Source organism: Flavobacterium sp. F52, from assembly GCF_000278705.1.
GTDB classification, from domain to species: domain Bacteria; phylum Bacteroidota; class Bacteroidia; order Flavobacteriales; family Flavobacteriaceae; genus Flavobacterium; species Flavobacterium anhuiense.
Genome location: NZ_AKZQ01000001.1, coordinates 79264 through 99567, shown reverse-complemented (window position 1 = coordinate 99567; position 20304 = coordinate 79264). Strand labels below are relative to the sequence as shown.

Genomic DNA, 20304 nt, shown 5'->3' with positions numbered 1-20304 from the left:
CGAATCCCTCTTTCTCCGCTGAGAGCTTAAAAAGAGACTTTTCAAAGTTTACAAAAAAAGCTAAAATTCACAAAAAACCCTGCAAATTAGAAAATTTACAGGGTTTCTTCTTTTATTCCGCTTTTCAATATTTTCAAAACCGCACAGAACTTTAGTTGAAGAATCACGGCACAAAATCGCGATTGAAAAATGAACAAAACCAACGATACTGAACTTTGGTTCGAATCTGCAGGAATTTGGTTTATTTTACAAACAAGTTTCGAATAACCTACTGATATCCCGAAACTTGAGACAACAAAATCTCAACAAAATAATTATATTCTCGCCAAAACAGCAATGTCCCTGCCAGTTAAACCCTCCAAATCTTGTTTTTACCATTACCATTTTCGAATCTAATTATCAATTTTTCGTTTTGGTTATGACAATCCTCATTTAAGCAACGCCATTATCTCTATTTGGAACCAACTTTGCCGTTATATTTATACAATTAAAAAATGGAAAATAAACAGAAAGAAAAAGTTTGGTTCATTACAGGATCTTCAAGAGGTTTTGGAAAAATATGGACAGAAGCCGCCCTGAAACGCGGAGACAAAGTCGCAGCTACGGCACGCAACATTAATAGCATTGCCACATTAAAAGAAATGTATGGCGATCAGGTTTTGGTTCTTGAAGTGGATGTAACCAATGCCTCGCAAGTGCAGAATGCCATCAGTGAGGCCAATAGATATTTTGGAAGATTAGATATTGTGTTCAATAATGCAGGATATTCTCTGGTGGGCACCATCGAAGAGAGCAGCACCGATGAGATAAAGGCCATGTACGAAACCAATATTATGGGAGCTATCCATATAATTCAGGCGGCATTGCCTATACTGCGGGCTCAAGGTTATGGCCATATTTTGGGGACATCCAGCGCCGTTGGCATTTATAGCAATCCTCTTATTGGTTATTACTGTTCTTCAAAATTTGCGTTTGAAGCTATCTATGATAGTTTATCGAAAGAAGTTGCCACATTTGGCATCAAAGTAACGCTGATTGAACCTGGGGCATACAGCACTGAATTTGGCAGTGCCGAATCGCTAAAAATAGCCAGCAAAAAAATAGCGGATTATGATGATTTAAAAAGCAGGTTGATTGAAAATTTACAAAAGCTGGAACGAGGAAATCCTATTGCCACTCCCGAGGCTATATTTGCAGTTGTAGATGCTGAAAATCCACCATTGAGATTGCTTTTGGGTAAAAATGATTTGCCATATATTCAACAAACCTATGCTGAACGTCTTCAGGAATGGGAAACTTGGAAAACTGTTTCAGAAGCAGCTCAAGGCTAATCTCATCTATGATGTTTTTGACGTACTTTTATTCGCTTTTTTTCTAGGGAAAAAGCGAATATTGCTTAACTTGTATTCTAGAATTTTTATAACATGGTTTCAAAAAAATCGAATCAATCCATAAAAAGATTCAATACGCTGGCTGACGTAATGGAGACATCTGGTTTTCCGCCCCCAAAGCACCCTTTAATCGTTTTGCTAAACGGAGTGGACAAGCCGCTTAAAGGCCATGCGCCTAAAAAATCGCACGTGTTGAATTATTATAAAATAGCTTTTAAACCAAATACCGGAGGAGAGTTGATGTACGGCAAGACTAAATTTGATTTTAAAGAGGGAGGTTTGTTTTTTGTAGCTCCACAGCAAATTCTATCTTCAATAGAAGATAATAAAGAGGAAACTGCACAACAAAAAATACTTAGCCCGCAGATCACACTGCTTATAGATCCTGATTTTTTACTGCAATACCCATTGGCACAAAAGATCCATCAGTATACCTTTTTCTCTTATGCTGCCAATGAAGCGCTTCACCTTTCGACAAAAGAAAAAGAAACCATTCTATCGCTATTCAGAAATATTGAAGAAGAGCTTGAAAACCGTATAGACGAAATGAGCCATAATGTGATCATATCTCAAATTGAACTATTACTAAACTATGCACAACGTTTTTATAATAGGCAGTTTCTTACGAGAAAACAAAACTATTCTAGTCTTACCGATCGTATTGATCAGTTGTTGGAGGATTATTTTAATAGTAATAAGGCCTTGCATGCTGGAGTTCCAACCGTTAATTATTTAGCTGATCAGCTACATATGTCAGCAAGTTATTTAAGTGATCTATTAAGAAAACTTACAGGGCAAAACACCCAACAAATTATTCATGATAAAATGATTTACCGTGCTAAAAATAAATTATCTGCTACAGCTCTAAGTATTTCTGAAATTGCATTTGAATTAGGTTTTGAACAGCCTCAATCCTTTAGCAGATTATTTAAATTAAAAACCAAACATAGCCCACAACAATATAGAGCTCAATTCAATTAATTTTTTACAATTTGCTCATTTCAGTATTTTTTTTTAAGGAGTGTGGCGCCAGCATGCGTTTACCGGAAATCTACACTGGCAACAGCTTTAGGAATTTTCTATCTTCCATTTTTATATATCCAAGATCTTTGTATAATATACTCGCGGCATTTTTATAAAGCTGTATATTTGATATGGATTGGAATAAATTAAAAACAAACCGAAACAGCCACAATTGGTACCTAGAATCCAATGGAAGATAAATATAATTTGCTAAAAGAACATATAGAGAAAGTCGTTCCCCTTACTGACGAAGAATTTGCATTTGTAAGAGAATGTTTTATTCACAAGAAATATAAAAAATCTGAATGTATTTTTAAGGAGGGTGAAGACGTAAAATATATATACTTTGTTTTGTCCGGTCTTATGAAGTTCTATTATACAGACAAGAATATTAAACAGCATATTGTTTCATTTGCAATGGAAGATTGGTGGGAAACCGATGTTTCGGCCTTTTATACGAGGGGGTATGCTTCATTTACTTTAGAATGTTTGGAAGACACTGAATTACTTTGTCTATCGCTAGAAAATTTTGAAATGTTGTGTAATCATCTACAAAAGATAGAACGCTTTTTCCTTCGTAAATCAATTGCCGGTCATATCGGTTCTCAGCAACGGATTTTATCATTTTTAACTTTGGGGGCAAAAGAAAGATATGAGCAGCTGATAGCCCGAAATCCAGCTTTGGTACAACGAATTCCAAAATTACTGCTTGCTTCTTACCTTGGTGTGTCCAGGGAAACCTTAAGCCGTCTGTTCTCTTGATTTTATTAATTGTGAGGTTTGTCACACGGGTGAATGAAAAAATATCTTGAGCTTTGTCTCATAATATTTTTATAGAAATGGAAAAGAAAGTAATCAATCCTTGGAACTGGCAGGATGCCAGAAATTATGTGCAGGCAGTTGAAGTTAAACATGCAGATGCCACTTTATATGTGTCAGGCCAATGTGCCATTAGTGAAGACGGAATATCGAGCAATTCTGATATGAGGACGCAGATTATCCACACCATTGAAAATCTTGAAAAAGTTATTCGATCAAGTGGATATGAAGCTCGAAATCTCGTTCGTCTCAATATTTATACCATTGATTCTTCTGAATTATTTGAGAACTTCGATGTTATACAGCAGTGGCTCAGCAAAAATCAGGTACAGCAAACTAGTACTGTTTTGGAAGTCAAGTCTCTTTTTGAAACTTTAAAGGTAGAGTTTGAAGCTACTCTTGCCAGATAATTTCGGTAAGAGTTAAAAATGGCAATTATTTCACTATTTGCCATTTTTATTTTTGTGATTTTTCGTGCTATTATAAATTAAAAACGCATTTTTTTTAATCAAAAAAAAGAACTATAACTAATTAAAAAGCAATACATTACACATTAAAACGTCACATTTTAAAGTTAATGGCAGAATCGTTGCGCAATAAATTATAAAAAATTAGAAACAGTATAAATGAGATGGGGAAAATTTGTCCCTTTTTCTCCTAACTTTAAAACCCATAAATCTGGTGAGAGGCTTTCTTTTTTAATATTTTCAAGAAATCGAGAAATACAACAATCCCCTTCAAATTAAATAATTTGAAGGGGATTGTCTTTTACACGAATATCCAATATTTACAAAATTTCTCAAAAAGTTTCGCAATTTTTTTTTGTGCGCTATTTTATTGCTCTATTAAAGATTATCGAATCACGATTCAAATATAGTAAGGCTTTAAAACTGCATCTTTAATTTTCATAGCTGCTAATCAGGTAGTTATACTTGAAGCCACAAGAATCATTTTAAATAACTTTGTGTAAATCAATATTTTAAACACTAAGAATACAAAAATATTAGCACTCAAAAACAAAACACTATTTCTAACCAATATCACAAAAAAATGGATCAGAAAATTATCAATAACAAATATGGATTTGCCACGTTCCCTTCTGTAAAAATAATGGACTATGTTACAGACAAAAAAGGCAAAACAACATTTAAATGGGTAAAACACTTATTATTTGGAGATTGGATCGGTCTTCTAACAGGACCTGATGGTCTTCCTGTCTACAAAGAACATAATAACAAACAATATGTGAAGGTTAGAGGAAGAAATAAAAGCGGCTGGATCAGACCTGAAGAAATACAGCCCAACAGAATACTAGAGGTTAATTTTGTTGATGTCGGTCAAGGAGACGGCTGTCACGTAGTTACCCCCGAAGATCAGCATTACATTATAGATGCAGGTGCCTCTGATAATATGTTCCGCTTTTTAAAATGGAGATTCAATCTTAACAAACCTGGCAAGTTTCCACCTCCCATGGATATCATTATTTCACATTCAGATGAAGATCATTATGCTGGTTTCACCAAAATTTTCACACATGAAAAAGAAGGACGTAAAACCTTTACAATAAAAAAAGTATATCATAACTGCATGATCGAAAAAAGCGGAGAAGATCCATCTTCACTCGGAACATTAATCTCTCATCAAGGTAAAGATTACATTACTGATCTTTGTGAATATAACTCAGACTTTCAAAACAGAGTAAGCTCTCCCACAGGACAAGGGAATTACATTAAAATGCTGTTAAAAACCACGGCAGATAAAATCGGGCTGCGCGCTGGACTACCTGCTCTTGGCAGTCAAAATACAGTTATGGAAATTTTAGGACCTGTTGCGGAAAACATTCAAGGCAAAAGAGCTTTACAGGTTTTTAAAGACAATAAAGGCAAAACTAAAAATGGTCATTCTATTATTCTAAAACTTAAAATAGGCAAAGTCAAACTGCTCCTTGGAGGAGATTTAAATGAACCCGCCGAAGATCATTTGATGAAACATTATACTGGAGCAGATATTCCAGCACTTCGAGCTGCACTTAAATCAGCCACTGCAACTCAAAGACAGGATGCCGAAAATGCTCTTCGTGCCGCAATACTTCAAGCAAGGACAGTTTTTCAAACTGACATAGCCAAATCTTGCCATCATGGTTCATCAGACTTTACTAGTGAGTTTATGGATGCGCTAAACCCTATCGCCACCATTATTTCTAGTGGAGATGAAGAACCGCACTGCCATCCGCGTCCCGATACGCTTGGAACCATTGGAAAGTATAGTCGTGGTTTAAGATCATTGATATTTTCAACAGAGCTTTCCAGATCTACACCAGAATTTTTGCAAAGAACTCAAAACAAAACTTCTTCAGCCATACCAATAGACAAAGAGCGTTTAGTAACAGTTTACGGTATGATTAACGTGCGCACTGACGGTGAGAAAATAATAATTGCTCAAAAATTAGAAGCACCCTCAAACAGGGGCTCATGGGATATCCAAGAAATCTTGTGGAATCAAGCCTTAAATGACTTTGAATATCAATTCTGACAATAGTTTTTATTTGGCTTGTATTTACCCATTAATAATATCAAACTAGGATTTGAAATTACTTCTTAAAACAAAAAAGGATGAACTAAACCTCATCCTTTTTTGTTTTTAATCACATAGAAAACTGACCGCTCCTAATAAGGCAGCGATTTCATTGTCATTTGAAATGGAAATTTCGATTTTTAAATCAGATTCCTGAATTACTTTATCAAATGAAAACAGAAACAAATCACTTGCATTAGCAATTTTACCGCCAATAATAATATGGTCAGCTGCAAATTTTTTAATCCACGGAATAACAACTTCGGCTAAATCCTCTCCCATTCTTTCAAATACCAAGATTGCTTGCTTATCTCCGTTTTTTGCTAGATTATAAAGTTCTAATCCATTATTAAGATCTTTATTGCTCAAAGATTTATAATGCGACAAAAGACCTCTAACTGAAACATAATCTTCTGCAATTCCATCCCTATAAGGCAGGTTGTATATTTCTCCGTCAGTCGGAACAGAATTTCCTGAGCTGATAGATGTTCCTTTATCAATAAAACAAGCTCCTAATCCTGTTCCTAATGTAACGGCCATTACTTTTTTAGAAAGGTTTTGTTGTTGTTTGAAAACTTCTCCTTTTCCAAAGCAGACCGCATCATTTTCAAAAAGAACTGGAAAATCTGCAGGAAAACCAAGAGTTTCGAGAAGCAATTCTCTAATATTCAATCCGTAAAAGTGTTCATATTTAGATTGATCTTTAATCCAGCAAATTCCGGTTTTATAATCAAATGGTCCAGGCATGCAAATAGCAATTCCTGTAATGTCTTTAATCTTAGAATTTTCAATTGAGGTGCTGATTACTTTTTTCCAAATGTTCATAACCTCGTCTACTGGCCTATTCGAATCGAAGGACTCTTTACAGAGTGAAAAGTCAAGCACTTTCATCTCTGTTTTATTAATAACCGCAGCTGTAATATGCGTTCCTCCTATATCTAGCCCAATGGCGTGTGATGTATTCATTTTTAATTATTAAGCTTTAGTACTAGATATTTTTATCTTTTAGAATTTGAGGATAATGTACACTGGTATGTACAATCATTTCGCCAAATAATGTATTTGCCCAAGCAAACCATTTACGGGTAAATTTATTGACATCGTCTTTATGGAACGATTCGTGCATAAATCCAGTATCTGCATTGGTTTTAATTAAATTACTGATACAAGCTTTAATTTCGTTTTCGTCTACACTCGTAATGGCTCTCAAAACAATACTCATAGGCCAAATGGTATCAACTCCTGTGTGCGGACCTCCGATACCTTCTCCTGCTTTTCCTTTATAGAAAAACGGATTATTTTCAGACAATACCACTTTTCTTGTGTTAAGATATAAAGGATCATTTGGAGCAATCGCACCTAAATATGGCAATGATAATAAAGAAGGTACATTAGCATCGTCCATCATGTGGAAACTGCCGTAACCGTTTACTTCAAAAGCAATGATTTTTCCGAATTTTGGATGATTGATAATTCCGTGTTCTTTTAATCCGTTTTGAACCTCATCTCTTAATTTTGTGGCTTTCGCTACTAAATCATTATCTTTTAAAGCTGGAAGAGAGAAAATTTCAATCAGATAGCCTAATATTTCAATAGCGAACATATTGCTCGGAATCAGGTAACCGAATAAAGTAGAATCGTCGCTTGGTCGGAAAGTCGAAACGATTAATCCGCAAGGTTTTACTGGATAACCATAACCGCCTAACGGAACTCCATCTGTCGCCCAAGCCGTCTGACGCTGAAAACTATAAGGACCGCCCTTGCCATCCATTCGCTGCTGTTCTTTAAAAGTTTGCAGAATCAAAAGCATGGCTTCTTTCCATTTGGCATCAAATAAGCTGATGTCTCCCGTTTCTTTCCAATATCCGTGCGCTAATCGAACGGGATAACACAAACTGTCAATTTCCCATTTTCTTTCATGAATTCCGGGTTGCATCTTGGTAAGATCGTTTTTCCACTCACTTTCCTTCGTGAAATCTTTATAAAAAGCATTCGCATATGGATCCAGCAGAATACATTTCGCTTGACGATTAATTACTCCTTTTACCAATTCTGCCAGTTTTGGATCTTCTTTTACAAACGGAATATAAGGCCAGATCTGAGCTGTACTGTCTCTAAGCCACATGGCATCAATATCACCCGTAATTACATATGTATCTGGTTTTCCGTCAATAATTTCAAAATCTACTGTTGTATCTAATGTGTTTGGAAAACAGTTTTCGAATATCCATGCCAATTCTGGATTGGCAATTTGTTTTTTAATGCGCACGATCGCAGCTTCAATCGCTTTACTTGTAAATTTTCTTTCAGCAACTGGAGGCCTTTTAGAAACAAAATCTTTTAGCGGCAACTGAAAAGCATCTGAATTAAATCCGAAAGCTTCTGTTTGAAGTGCTAATACTCCTGCGGAAAAAATGCCTGCGTTTTTTATAAATTTTCTACGTGACTGCATATCTTTTTATTTTGAATTTGAATACGAATATGGGTAGGCTTCTTTTGTTGTTCCTCTTTTTAAATTCGGAGAACTTGTCATATCAAAATTTAATTCGCCTCCTTTTAATACATCAAAATGGTTGATGTAATTTTTAGAATGAGAAGCATTATCCCATTTCAATTCGTTTACATATTTGTTGGTTTCTGAATTATTCGGTGCATTGATAATAAGCTGTTTTCCGTTTTCTAACTGTAACGTTGTTTTCTTAAACAAAGGCGCTCCCAAAACATATTCGTCTGTCGCTGGACAAACTGGATAAAACCCCATTGCTGAGAAAATATACCATGCAGAAGTTTGTCCGTTATCTTCGTCTCCGCAATAACCATCTGGAGTTGGTTTGTACAAACGGTTCATCACTTCTCTTGACCAATATTGCGTTTTCCAAGGTTCTCCTGCATAATTATATAAATAAATCATGTGTTGAATTGGCTGATTTCCGTGAGCATATTGCCCCATGTTCATAATCTGCATTTCACGGATTTCATGAATAACAGCTCCATAATAACTGTCATCAAAAACTGGAGGCATTGTAAATACATCGTCCAATTTTGCAGTGAAATTCTTTTCTCCTCCCATTAAATCAATTAAACCTTGAATGTCGTGAAAAACGCTCCAACTGTAATGCCAGCTGTTACCTTCTGTAAAAGCGTCTCCCCATTTGAACGGATTAAAATTGGCCGGAAAACTGCCGTCTTTATTTCGTCCGCTCATTAATCCAACAGAAGGATTATAGAGATTTTTATAATTCATCATTCGCTTTTCAAGCAAATTGATTTCTTTTTTAGGACGATCTAAAGCTTTTGCCAATTTCCAAATTGCAAAATCATCATAAGCATATTCGAGTGTTCGCGCTGCATTTTCGTTGATCTTCACATCATACGGAACATATCCTAAAGTATTGTAATACTGAACTCCTTTTCTGCCAACAGCATCCATTGGTCCTTCATTATTGGCTCCGTGCTGTAAAGCTTCGTACAAAGTATTGATATCATAACCGCGTAATCCTTTCATATAAGCATCAGAAACTACAGAAGCAGAATTATTTCCAACCATGACATTTCTAAAACCTGGACTTGACCATTCTGGCAGAAATCCACCTTCCTTATAATCATTTATCAATCCTTCTTGCATTTCCTTGTTTATAGAAGGATACACTAGATTTAACAATGGGTATAAAGCACGGAAAGTATCCCAAAATCCAGTTCCTGCATACATATAACCCGGCAGAACTTTCCCATTATATGGGCTGTAATGTACTATATCGCCGTCTTTATTGATTTCATATTGTTTTTGAGGAAAACAAACCGTACGGTACAAACAAGAATAAAAGGTTTTTAATTGATCTTCATTCGTATCTTCTACGGCAATTTTTCCTAAAACTTTATTCCATTCTGTTTTAGATTGCGAAACCGTTTCTTCGAATGAAGCATTGGCTAATTCATTTTTTAAGTTTAATTCAGCCTGTTCAAAACTTATAAAAGATGATGCTATTTTTACATTTACTTTTTCACCTTTTTTAGTTCGAAATCCGATAATTGCTCCTACATGTTTTCCTTCTGCTTCTAATTTATCAGCAGATAAAACTTTATCAATCCAAGTTGAATTGGTTAAAAACTTTTTATCAAATACTAGCACAAAATAATTCTTAAAATTTTCAGAGACACCTCCACTGTTACGCGTTGTATAGCCAATTATTTTGTTTTCTGAAGGAATTATTTTGATATACGAACCTTTATCAAACGCATCAATTACAATAGAAGATTTTTCGTTCTCTGGAAATGTGATCTGAAAATGTGCAGCTCTTTCTGTTGTTGTAATTTCAGTCGTAACATCATGATCTGCCAGATAAACGCTGTAATAATAGGGTTTTGAAACTTCTGCTTTATGACTGAACCAACTCGCACGTTCGTCTTCAGCGAAAACCAATTTCCCCGTAACAGGCATAATCGAAAACTGACCGTAATCATTCATCCAAGGAGATGGCTGATGAGTTTGTTTAAATCCTCTGATTTTTTCTGCCGTATAGGTATAAGCCCATCCATCGCCCATTTTCCCCGTTTGAGGCGTCCAGAAATTCATTCCCCAAGGTCTGCAGATGGCGGGATAGGTATTTCCGTTTGAAAGATTATGCAAAGATTGTGTTCCCATTAACGGGTTTACATATTCTACAGGATCTACGGATTTTACCTGTGCATTTAAAAAAAGACAGGACTGTACTATTCCTAAAAAAATTAAACTTTTTATTTTCATATTCTGTGTTGCTATCCTAACAGGTTTTAAAAACTTGTTAGGTATTTATTTTTTTATAAAATGCCAATTTCTATTATCCAAGCTTTGTCAAAGTTTAAAACTTTGACAAAGCGACCATGAATCTTAAACTTAAATTATACCTAACAGATTTCAAAAACTTGTTAGGAAATCTAAAATCAGAACTCTTAAATCTTAAATTATTGAGGTCTATCTTCTTTCTTCACTCCAAATGTTGCTGACGGTTTGCTTCCCATATACAATTTAAGTTCACCGCCTTTTACAATCATATCATGTGTGATGTATGATTTTGTGTACGGCTTCCCATTAAATTCTACTTTTTGGATATACATATTTGAAGCACTGTTATTAATTGCACTTATTGTAAATGAAATACCTTTTTTGTGATGGATAATGGCTGAATTTACCAATGGACTTCCTAAAACATAAATTCCGTTTGCTGGATTAACTGAATAGAATCCCATAGAAGATAAAACATACCAAGCCGACATTTGTCCTAAATCTTCGTTACCGCATAATCCGTCTGGTTTTGTTGAATAGAATTTCTCATCGATTTCTCGAATTAATCTTGCTGTTTTCCAAGGCTGCCCCACATAAGCATACAAATACGGAATATGATGATTTGGCTCATTTCCATGAGCATATTGCCCAATTAAACCGCTGATGTCTGGCGAAACATCCTCCCCTTCTACTTTATCTGTCAGAAGAAAAAGTGAATCCAGTTTTGCGATAAATTTATCTTCGTTTCCAAATAAATCGATCAAACCGTACGGATCTTGAGGAACCAGCCAAGTATATTGCCACGCATTTCCCTCAACATAATCGTCTTTACGGTGTGCAGACGAAAGCGGATTAAATGGTGTTCTCCAATTTCCATTTGCCAATTTACCGCGCATAAAAGTGGTTTCTTTATCAAAATACTCTTTGTATAAATTCGCTCTTTTGGTGAAATAATTATAATCGTCTGTTTTGTTTAAAGCTTTTGCCATTAAAGCGATACAGTAATCATCAATCGCATATTCTAAAGCATTTCCAACAGATTCTAATAATTTATCGGCAGGAATATATTCTAATTTCTGAACATAATCCATTCCGTCGCGGGTCTGCATTGCCGTTTTTTTAATCGCTTCATATGCCAAATTGATATCATAATCACGATATCCTTTTAAATACGCATCAACAATAACCGCTATAGAATGGTTTCCGTTCATGGTATTGGTCTCATTGCCCATTAAATGCCAAACCGGCAATCTTCCTTGCTGCTGATAAATCGCTAAAAACGATTTTACAATATCATTGATTTTTTCAGGCTGTGTAATAGTGTATAATGGATGCAGTCCGCGGTACGTATCCCAAAGTGAAAAAGTAGTGTAATTGGTAAAATTGGCTTTTTCGTAAACCTTTTTATCTGTTCCTAAGTAATCTCGATTCGCATCATTAAAAATAGAAGGTGCAAACATCGTATGATACAACGAAGTATAGAAAACTTTCATTGTTTTTTCATCTGCTTTTATCTGAACTTTATTTAGCTCTTTGTTCCATTTTGAATCTGCCAATTTTACAACTGCATTAAAATCCCAATTCGGAATTTCTGCTTTTATATTGGCAGATGCATTTTCTGTGCTAACTGGAGAAATTCCGACTTTTACCAGAATCTGTTTGCTTTTTAAGTTTTTAAAATCTAAAACCGCTTTTATTTTCAGGCCTTCGCCTTCTGTTCCCTTTACTGTAGCTGTACTATCATAAACCATCATATTTGTAATCGACTCAGAGAATTCCATTGCAAAATAAATACGCTGATCGGCAGCCCATCCAGCCGAATAACGATACCCTTCAATTTTGGTTTCGCTTATTTTTTTAATGAAAGTTTTTACTGGTCTGTCCCAGCCGATTCCGTCAGCAAGATCAATTAAAATGTGTGAATCGTTTGGGCTCTCAAAAGTATATTTATGAAAACCAACTCTTTCACTTGCCGTTAATTCAGCTTTAATTTTATATTTATCCAATAAAACGCTGTAATATCCTGGTTTTACCACTTCGTTTTTATGAGAGAAATACGAACCGTAACCGTTTACCATATCTTCTTTTGTTCCTTTGGTCAAACCAACTTTTCCGCTTATAGGCAAAACAAGAATATCATTTAAATCCCCAATTCCGGTTCCGCTTAAATGCGTGTGTGTGAAACCTAAAATCGTATTGCTGGCATAATTGTAACCGCTGCACCAATCCCAACCTTCAAAAATATTTACCGGTCCCAACTGTACGGCTCCAAAAGGAACATTTGCACCTACAAATACGTGACCATGCCCCGCCGAACCAATAAGCGGATCTACATATTGCGTATAATTTACATCTGTTTGTTTTGTCTTTTTTTGCTGTGAAATTATCGGATTGGCCAAAAGTAAACTTAAAGCCAAAAAACCGCTAAATACTATTCTCATATATTTTAATTTTTAAATTCTGTAGGTGAGACGCACTGCGGTGCGTTTCTACGGAATATCCTTGTCCGTTTAATTGTTTAAATGTTTTTAAATTCTGTGGGTAAGACGCACTTCAGTGCGTCTCTACGAAAAACCTTTATCCCTTTACAACTTAGAACCTCAGCCACCTTAGTACCTTTCGAAAACCTCAAACAAAGAATAAATCTTAATCTCTGGCTTCGCCATTTTACCTTCAAACGAAATTGTTTTTTCTTCTCCCGCTTTTAGATCAAAATAATTATCGCTCCATTTTCCGCTATAGCCTTTCATCGAAATGCAAACATATTTTGCCATTTTCTGGGCTTTTACAACTACGTTATTTCCTTTTATTTTCCAGCTGATTTTTGGGTCTTCTAATGCCAAATCTTTCGGATGTGTAAAATCGGTTTCTGGTTTTATGTCGTCTCTATAAGCTTCTTTTATGGCATACCAAGCAGCTTTTGGCTGTCGATTATTGTAATCTGTAATGCTCCAACTTGCTACAGGCCAACAGTCATTTAACTGCCAAACTAAAGTCCCCATATTATAAGGCGCTTTAGCACGATGTATGCCAACAATATTTTTTATGGAATAATAATGCAGACACTGGCTCAAATAGGCATAATCTTCCAAATTCATCTTTTTTATTTTAGATTCATCGATAAAATATTTGGCGAGATAGGAATCTAATTTTTCAAAACCTTTGCCTGCTTTTAAATGTACTTTTAGTATATCTGAATATAATTGTCGGTCTTCTGGCGAAGTGAAACTTTCAATTGAATTATAATTTGGCAAAGACAGCATTCCGTATTCGCTCACAAAACGTCCTGTCTTTTTCTGAACAGCTTCAATATCTTCTAATCCCCACCAAATTCCCCAATAGTGGCTGTCTCCTTCGGTCACGCTTTTTGCTTTTGACCAATGATATAATGGTGAAGAGCTTAAATACGGACGTTTTCCATCGACTTCTTTTACCCATTTTGGGATACTGTCATGAAATAAACGCGTATAATCTTTCCACAAACGGATTGAATATTGTTTTGAAATTTTAAAACTTTTCATCCAGCCCCAATTTTTAAAAGCTTCGTCTGATTCATTATTTCCGCACCATAAAACAATGCTTGGATGATGGCGCAATCTCTTTACCTGATATTGGACTTCTTTTTTTACATTATCAAAAAAAGCGTCGTCTCCAGGAACCATTGTACCTGCGAACATAAAATCCTGCCAAACATTTATACCGTATTTATCGCATAAATCGTAGAAATAATCATCTTCATAAATGCCACCGCCCCAAACGCGAAGCATATTCATATTGGCTTCTTTGGCAGATAAAATTATTTTTTCATATTCTTTTTTGGTCACTCTCGAAAGAAAAGCATCTGACGGAATATAATTGGCTCCTTTCATGTAAACTGGTTTTCCGTCAATCTTAAAATAAAAAGAGCGGCCAAGACTGTCTTTGTCTTGTATTAATTCAACTTTTCGATTTAAAACATACGGTTTCTCAGGTTCTTTTTCATCATAAGCTTCAAATCTTGGCGTTTTCCATATTCCGCAAGTGGTGAATTTTGGTCCCCAATCCCAGCCAAAATGGTATTGCGCTTTGCGAACATAGGCGCGTGGATTGTCTGGAATTACAAATGGATAATCTTTTTTTGCCAATGAATCGACTACATTTTGTGCTGATTGAAATACGATTCGCAAATCATTATTTCCCGATTTCAAAACTTTTTTAACGTCAACACGCCATTGACGGAACATGTTGTCGGCTTTTAAAACTAGCTGATTATTTAAGTAAACTGATGCATAAGTATCTAATCCGTCAAAAACTAATTCTGTATTTTTCTTTTTCAGCATATTTGCCGAAACCTGAAAAGCAGTTTTGTATTCCCAGTTTTTACGTTCAATCCATTGCAGTTTTTTCTCGTTATCTCTGTAAAATGGATCTGGAATTAATTTGCTGTTTAGCAAATCGGTATGAATTTCTCCTGGTACAGTAGCCGAATACCATTTTTGTGTTTTTTCTTCACGATACTTCCAATTGTTTTTTAAATCAATTTTCTGCGAAAAGGAAATTGACGTAAAACCAGCCAGAAATAAGGACATTATCCAATGAAGTTGTTTTTGATAATTCATTTACAGAGTACTATTTTAATACCTTCTAAAATTACTAAAAAAGGTAAGTAATTTGGCAGTTTTAGAGAAGGAAAGACTGACCGCACTATTCCTTCTCTTGAAAATTTATTCTTTGTTAGTAACTCTAAAATACAACTAGAAATATTTTCTTTTCCACTGCCTTATGTTTTATTTTATTTTGATGTGGGTTGTTTTTAAATTCAAATAATTGAAATAAACTTTAAGTATAGGATTTTGAAATTTTTAAAATCCAGAAAATAAAATCCATCTTTTTCAGCAGAATCGTATTGGTTGCTGCGAAAAAAAAGCATTTAAATCTGTAAAATAATTTTTCAATTCCTTACTTCTCAGATCAATCAATTAAACGATTTTAAAAATAAGCCGGGTATGCTCAGTACCCGACTTATCTTAACTAACCAACCAATTTAAAAATTATTTATCCCACCAGATTCTTGTGGTCATTAAATCTAAACCTTGACGTTGAATTGCTGCTTTATAATTAGCCTCATTTGTGATAAGTTCTGACTGATCATAAATTAATCTTCTCGGAATTGTTCCTTGTGTTTCTCCTGTTGGATCATTCACAGGAACTAAAACTGGGTAGCCTGTTCTTCTGTATTCTGAAAAAGCTTCAAAACCGTTGAATAACAATACAATCCATTTTTGAGTGATAATCTGTTCGATTTTTTGCGCTTCTGTTCCTGCAGATTTAAACGGATACGTTGTAATATAAGTGTTGTATTCTGCTGGAGTTACCGCAGGCACTTTATCTCCAAAAATGGTTAAGATATTCATCGCCGCCTTTACTCCGTTTTCATAGTAAGTCTGAGCCGATCCGCCAACATTCCATCCTTTTACTGCTGCTTCTGCTAATAAAAACTGAACCTCAGCATAAGACATAATTAATGTTGGAGCATCTAAACGCAATACTGTAGAAGTATTTGGGTCTGAGAATAATTTTTTGTCTCCTCCTGGAAATTCTTTTGCATCATTTGCCAAACCTTGCTGACTTGCCGGATTATTATCTCCTGTTGCTTCCAATTTTGCATAAATTCTTAAACGTGGATCGTTTGTGTTTTTCAACATATCGATAAACGTTTTACTGAATTTAATGTTAGATTCTCCTCCGTTCAAATCGTTTCTCACCCAAGAAGATGTAATTGGATTGGTTTTAACTCCTGCAGGACCTGCATCGTGTTTTAAAACCAAACTGTCATCATTTGAAGTAAAAACTCCTTTTGCATAAGCTTTTTCTACAAATTCTTTTGCTTTTGCAGGATTTACTTTAGATAAACGCATTGCTACTCTCAGCATTAAAGAGTTTGCTAGTTTTTTCCATCTTGCAACATCACTTTGGTAGTACAAATCGGCACTTCCGACAAATGGTTTGCCTGCATCAAGTGCAGTTCCAGCTTCGTCTAATTCTTTTAAAAGATCATTGTAAATAGCCTCTTGTGTATCATACTTTGGAGAAAACACGTTTCCGTTATATCCTTTTCCAGCTTCAAAATAAGGAACTTCACCGTAAGTATCTGTCAATTTTTGGAACAAGAAAACTTTCATAATTCTTAATGCCTGAATCATATTGGTGTTTTCTGGCGTATTTTCTACTACAGATAATAATTGGAAAATCTGATTTAATCCTTTTCCGTAAGTCTCACCAAAAAGAGCGGCAGAATACTCAGAAGAATACGTGTATTTTGAACCCGGCCCTCCAAGTGAAGAAAACTGCTGTACGATTTGTGCAGCGTATAAATTGTTTCCTCTTGTGTTAGAAAAATCTTGTCCGTCTACATAAATCTCAGCAAGCGTAAACATAGATTTTACAGCTGGATCTGTTAAGGCATTTGGATTCTTATTCATTTCTTCGAATCCTTTATCGCATGAAGCTAATGTCAAAGCACCAACAATTGCGACACAAAATATTTTGATATATCTATTTTTCATCTTTTTTAGAATTAGAATTTGACATTAAGTGCAAAACCATAGTTTCTTGTCAATGGCATAGAAGCTCTCTCCATACCTTGAGCATTACTATTTGAGTAATTTGACTCAGGATCGATATTTGGAACTTTGTCATAAATAGTCCATAAATTATGAGCTGAAAATGCTAAACTAACAGACTGGAATGGTGTTTTTTGTAAATACGCTTTTGGGAAATTGTAAGCAAATGAGATTGCTCTAAGCTTAACAAAATCAGCATCGTAAACAAAGTTTGACGTTACATCACTATAGCTTCTCCAATAATTGTAAGCAGAAACGTTTGTATTAACTGGGTTTCCGTTTACATCTGTTCCGTTTACTTGAACACCATTTTCACGTCCTGGAAGCGTAATTTCAGATAATCCGTAACGTGTTCCTAACTGGTTTGTAGCTGAATAGATTTCTCCTCCAAATTTAGCATCAACAAAAACTGAAAGTGTGAAATTTTTATAAGAGAAATCATTTGAAAATCCCATTGAAGTTGGTGCAACACCTTGTCCTGCAATGATTAAGTTTCCTCTTAAGAATTTACCATCCGTGCCAAGCACTATATTTCCATTAGCGTCTCTTAAATAGTCATACGCTTTAATCACTCCAAATGGCTGTCCTTTTTCTAAAACTACATTAGCTCTTCCATCTCTGTTTCCTTCTAATGTTTTCGTCGTAATTTTATCAGAAAGATTCAAAACCTCACTATCATTGTATGCAAAATTATAAGCTACGTTCCAAGAAAAACTTGGCGTCTTAATAGCTTTCACATTAACAGCAAACTCCACCCCTTTGTTTAGGATTTCACCAACATTAATTTTTGTTGTTCTGTAACCAGAAGCTTGAGAAACGTCAGCATCTGTAATATCATTTGTAGTTTTTTTGCTGTAGAAAGTCAAATCTGTACTCACTCTATTATTGAAGAATGTATTTTCGAAACCAAACTCAATTGTACTTACATTATAAGGTTTTAGAGTTCTGTTTGGAATTGTTTCTCCGTTTACACCCAAAATTGGCTGTCCTAATGAATCTGTCTGTCCGTCTGGTGTAGTGTAAGTTAATGCTAAAGCATAAGCTTCTGGCAATGCACCTCCAACGTTACCCCATCCTACTCTAACCTTACCATAAGACATCCATTCAGGAAGACCAATAACTTCAGAGTAAATAAAACTTGAGCTTACAGAAGGATAGAAAGTACTGTTGTTTGCAGGATCTAATGTTGAAAACCAATCTTCACGACCTGTTAAACTTAAGAATAAGAAATCTTTATACCCAATATCTGCAGAATAGAAAAGAGAGTTTACTTCGCTTTCCGAGAATAATTTTTCTGTTTTATCTGGTTGTGTATTTCCGTAGAAATATTTGAACGGAACAATAAAGTTGTTTCCTTTCATTTTGATTCCGCTGTATCTGTTATGCTGACGGTTTGCACCAATAAAAGCATCCAATGAAATATCTTTAGCAATATCTCCTTTGTATCCTAAGAAACCAGAAGCATTTACTTCAGAACGAGTTTCGATTCTATTTTCGATAGATCCTCCTGGATTATAGTTTATTCCAGTAGGTTCAATTTCAGTGTATTCATAATTAATATCATCAATACCAATAACAGCCTTAGCATAAATTTTATCTGTAATGTTGTAATTTACTTTTGCAGAACCAATAAAACGCTTCCTAAGATCATCATTTAATGGAGATTTCGTAGCAAAATAAGGATTGGTATGATATACGTTTGCTCCTAAAAAGTCTTCTTCGCCTCCATTAGCATCATAAGGATTGCTTAACCATCTAATATCTGAACCTGGAGTCATGAAAGTAGTTGGAAAAGAAGGGTTTCTTGGCGAATCATTTAAATATGGACGATTATGGCTTTTCTCTGAAATATATTGAGCATTACTTTCAATGCTAATTCTTTTATTTGGAGCCGAATTTAAGCTTAAAGCTACGTTGTTTCTTCCAAAAGTAGTTTCTGGCATAATCGATTCGTCTTTAGTATTTCCGAAAGACAATCTGAAATTTGTTGATTCATTTCCTCCAGAAATTGCTAAAGTATTGCTGAAAGAATATCCAGTTCTGTAGAAATTCTCCACATTATCTTTTCCATAAGCTTGATAAGGTCTTGTTTTACCGTCAAGTGATAAAGATGGCGTTCCGTCATATTTATCCCCCCATGCAAAATAGTATGAGTCTCTAAGTTCTTGCAAATTGTTAAATCTAGTTGGCACACCACTCGCATTTGGAGCTCCAGCACCATATTGATCTTGCCATTTCAAAAGGCTTGCAGGCGTATTAAAAGAAGAATTTGTGCTGAAATCTACTCCTATTCCCGTTCCGTTTTTACCTTTTTTAGTTGTAATTAAGATAACACCGTTTGATCCTCTGTACCCATAAAGAGCAGAAGCGGCACTACCTTTAAGAACCGACATCGAAGCGATATCATCTGGGTTAAAAGATGACATACCATCTCCTTTATCCGCGCCTCCCCACATACCCGCATTTCCCTGCTGTGTATTGTCAATCGGAATTCCATCAACAACATACAACGGCTGATTAAGCCCTGATGCAGAAGTTGCTCCACGAATTACAACACGACTAGAACCTGAAGGTCCAGTAACTGGCGCCGAAACGTTTACTCCGGCAATTTTACCTTGAAGCGCGTTTCCTAAGTTAATTTCTTTATTTTTTGTCAGGTCCTCTCCTTTTAGTTCTCCAACTGCGTAACCTAAACTTTTCTTTTGTTTTTTAACTCCAAATGAAGTTACAACAACATCTTTCAATTCTTGCGTTGTTTCAACTAACGTAACGGCAACTCTTGTATCTTTTTCTTGAACTGCCACTGATTGTGACTGAAACCCTATAGAAGATACATTAAGGGTAACTTTACCTTCGGGAACATTCATTCTAAATCGGCCTTCGGCGTCTGAAATAGCACTAAATGGTTTTCCCTGAACTTCGATTGATGCACCGACAATTCCCTTGTTCTCTGCATCTGTAACTATACCGGTTATTAATCGATTTTGCGCGGCAGCACTCAAACTGCTAAGCAATATCACTCCTAACACTGCTAATATTCGTCTCATAAGCGTTTTTTTGGTTATTGGTTTTGATTTGTTTTGTGTTTTGTTGTTAAGTTGTTTGTTTTTAAATAATTAATAAAAAATTGTAC

At 35.3% G+C, this 20304-nt stretch carries 12 protein-coding genes; 5 read left to right on the top strand and 7 right to left on the bottom strand.

Annotated features, from left to right (window positions below; genetic code table 11):
* Positions 1-494: 494 nt before the first annotated feature.
* From FF52_RS00380 to FF52_RS00360, 5 genes are all read left to right on the top strand, one after another.
* Positions 495-1331, top strand: coding sequence for an SDR family NAD(P)-dependent oxidoreductase (locus tag FF52_RS00380; RefSeq protein WP_008462003.1), 837 nt, complete (start codon positions 495-497; stop codon positions 1329-1331).
* Between the two features lie 93 nt (positions 1332-1424).
* On the top strand, positions 1425-2372 hold the full coding sequence (locus tag FF52_RS00375; RefSeq protein ID WP_008462002.1) for a helix-turn-helix domain-containing protein: 948 nt from the start codon (positions 1425-1427) through the stop codon (positions 2370-2372).
* 231 nt (positions 2373-2603) lie between these two features.
* A complete protein-coding gene (locus FF52_RS00370) occupies positions 2604-3176 on the top strand; it encodes a Crp/Fnr family transcriptional regulator (RefSeq protein WP_008462001.1) in 573 nt (190 codons plus the stop codon).
* A gap of 77 nt (positions 3177-3253) precedes the next feature.
* Positions 3254-3643 (top strand): RidA family protein, encoded by a 390-nt coding sequence (locus FF52_RS00365; RefSeq protein WP_008462000.1) that lies wholly within the window; start codon positions 3254-3256, stop codon positions 3641-3643.
* Between the two features lie 700 nt (positions 3644-4343).
* Positions 4344-5765: a ComEC/Rec2 family competence protein gene (locus FF52_RS00360; RefSeq protein ID WP_157498475.1), complete on the top strand. Its 1422-nt coding sequence runs from the start codon at positions 4344-4346 to the stop codon at positions 5763-5765.
* 108 nt (positions 5766-5873) lie between these two features.
* On the opposite strand, the gene FF52_RS00355 is transcribed toward FF52_RS00360, so the two are convergent.
* The 7 genes from FF52_RS00355 to FF52_RS00325 all read right to left on the bottom strand — a co-directional run bounded on the left by FF52_RS00355 (position 5874) and on the right by FF52_RS00325 (position 20218).
* Positions 5874-6773 (bottom strand): ROK family protein, encoded by a 900-nt coding sequence (locus tag FF52_RS00355; RefSeq protein WP_008461998.1) that lies wholly within the window; start codon positions 6771-6773, stop codon positions 5874-5876.
* Between the two features lie 22 nt (positions 6774-6795).
* Positions 6796-8259, bottom strand: a complete 1464-nt coding sequence (locus FF52_RS00350; RefSeq protein ID WP_008461997.1) for a glycoside hydrolase family 125 protein — start codon at positions 8257-8259, stop codon at positions 6796-6798.
* A 6-nt stretch (positions 8260-8265) separates the two neighbouring features.
* On the bottom strand, positions 8266-10551 hold the full coding sequence (locus FF52_RS00345; protein WP_008461995.1) for a GH92 family glycosyl hydrolase: 2286 nt from the start codon (positions 10549-10551) through the stop codon (positions 8266-8268).
* Positions 10552-10748: 197 nt separating this feature from the next.
* Positions 10749-13010: a GH92 family glycosyl hydrolase gene (locus FF52_RS00340; RefSeq protein ID WP_008461992.1), complete on the bottom strand. Its 2262-nt coding sequence runs from the start codon at positions 13008-13010 to the stop codon at positions 10749-10751.
* A 168-nt stretch (positions 13011-13178) separates the two neighbouring features.
* On the bottom strand, positions 13179-15167 hold the full coding sequence (locus tag FF52_RS00335; RefSeq protein WP_157498473.1) for a beta-mannosidase: 1989 nt from the start codon (positions 15165-15167) through the stop codon (positions 13179-13181).
* 432 nt (positions 15168-15599) lie between these two features.
* Positions 15600-17114: a SusD/RagB family nutrient-binding outer membrane lipoprotein gene (locus tag FF52_RS00330; RefSeq protein ID WP_008461989.1), complete on the bottom strand. Its 1515-nt coding sequence runs from the start codon at positions 17112-17114 to the stop codon at positions 15600-15602.
* Positions 17115-17125: 11 nt separating this feature from the next.
* Positions 17126-20218, bottom strand: a complete 3093-nt coding sequence (locus FF52_RS00325) for a SusC/RagA family TonB-linked outer membrane protein (protein WP_008461988.1) — start codon at positions 20216-20218, stop codon at positions 17126-17128.
* Positions 20219-20304 lie beyond the last annotated feature (86 nt).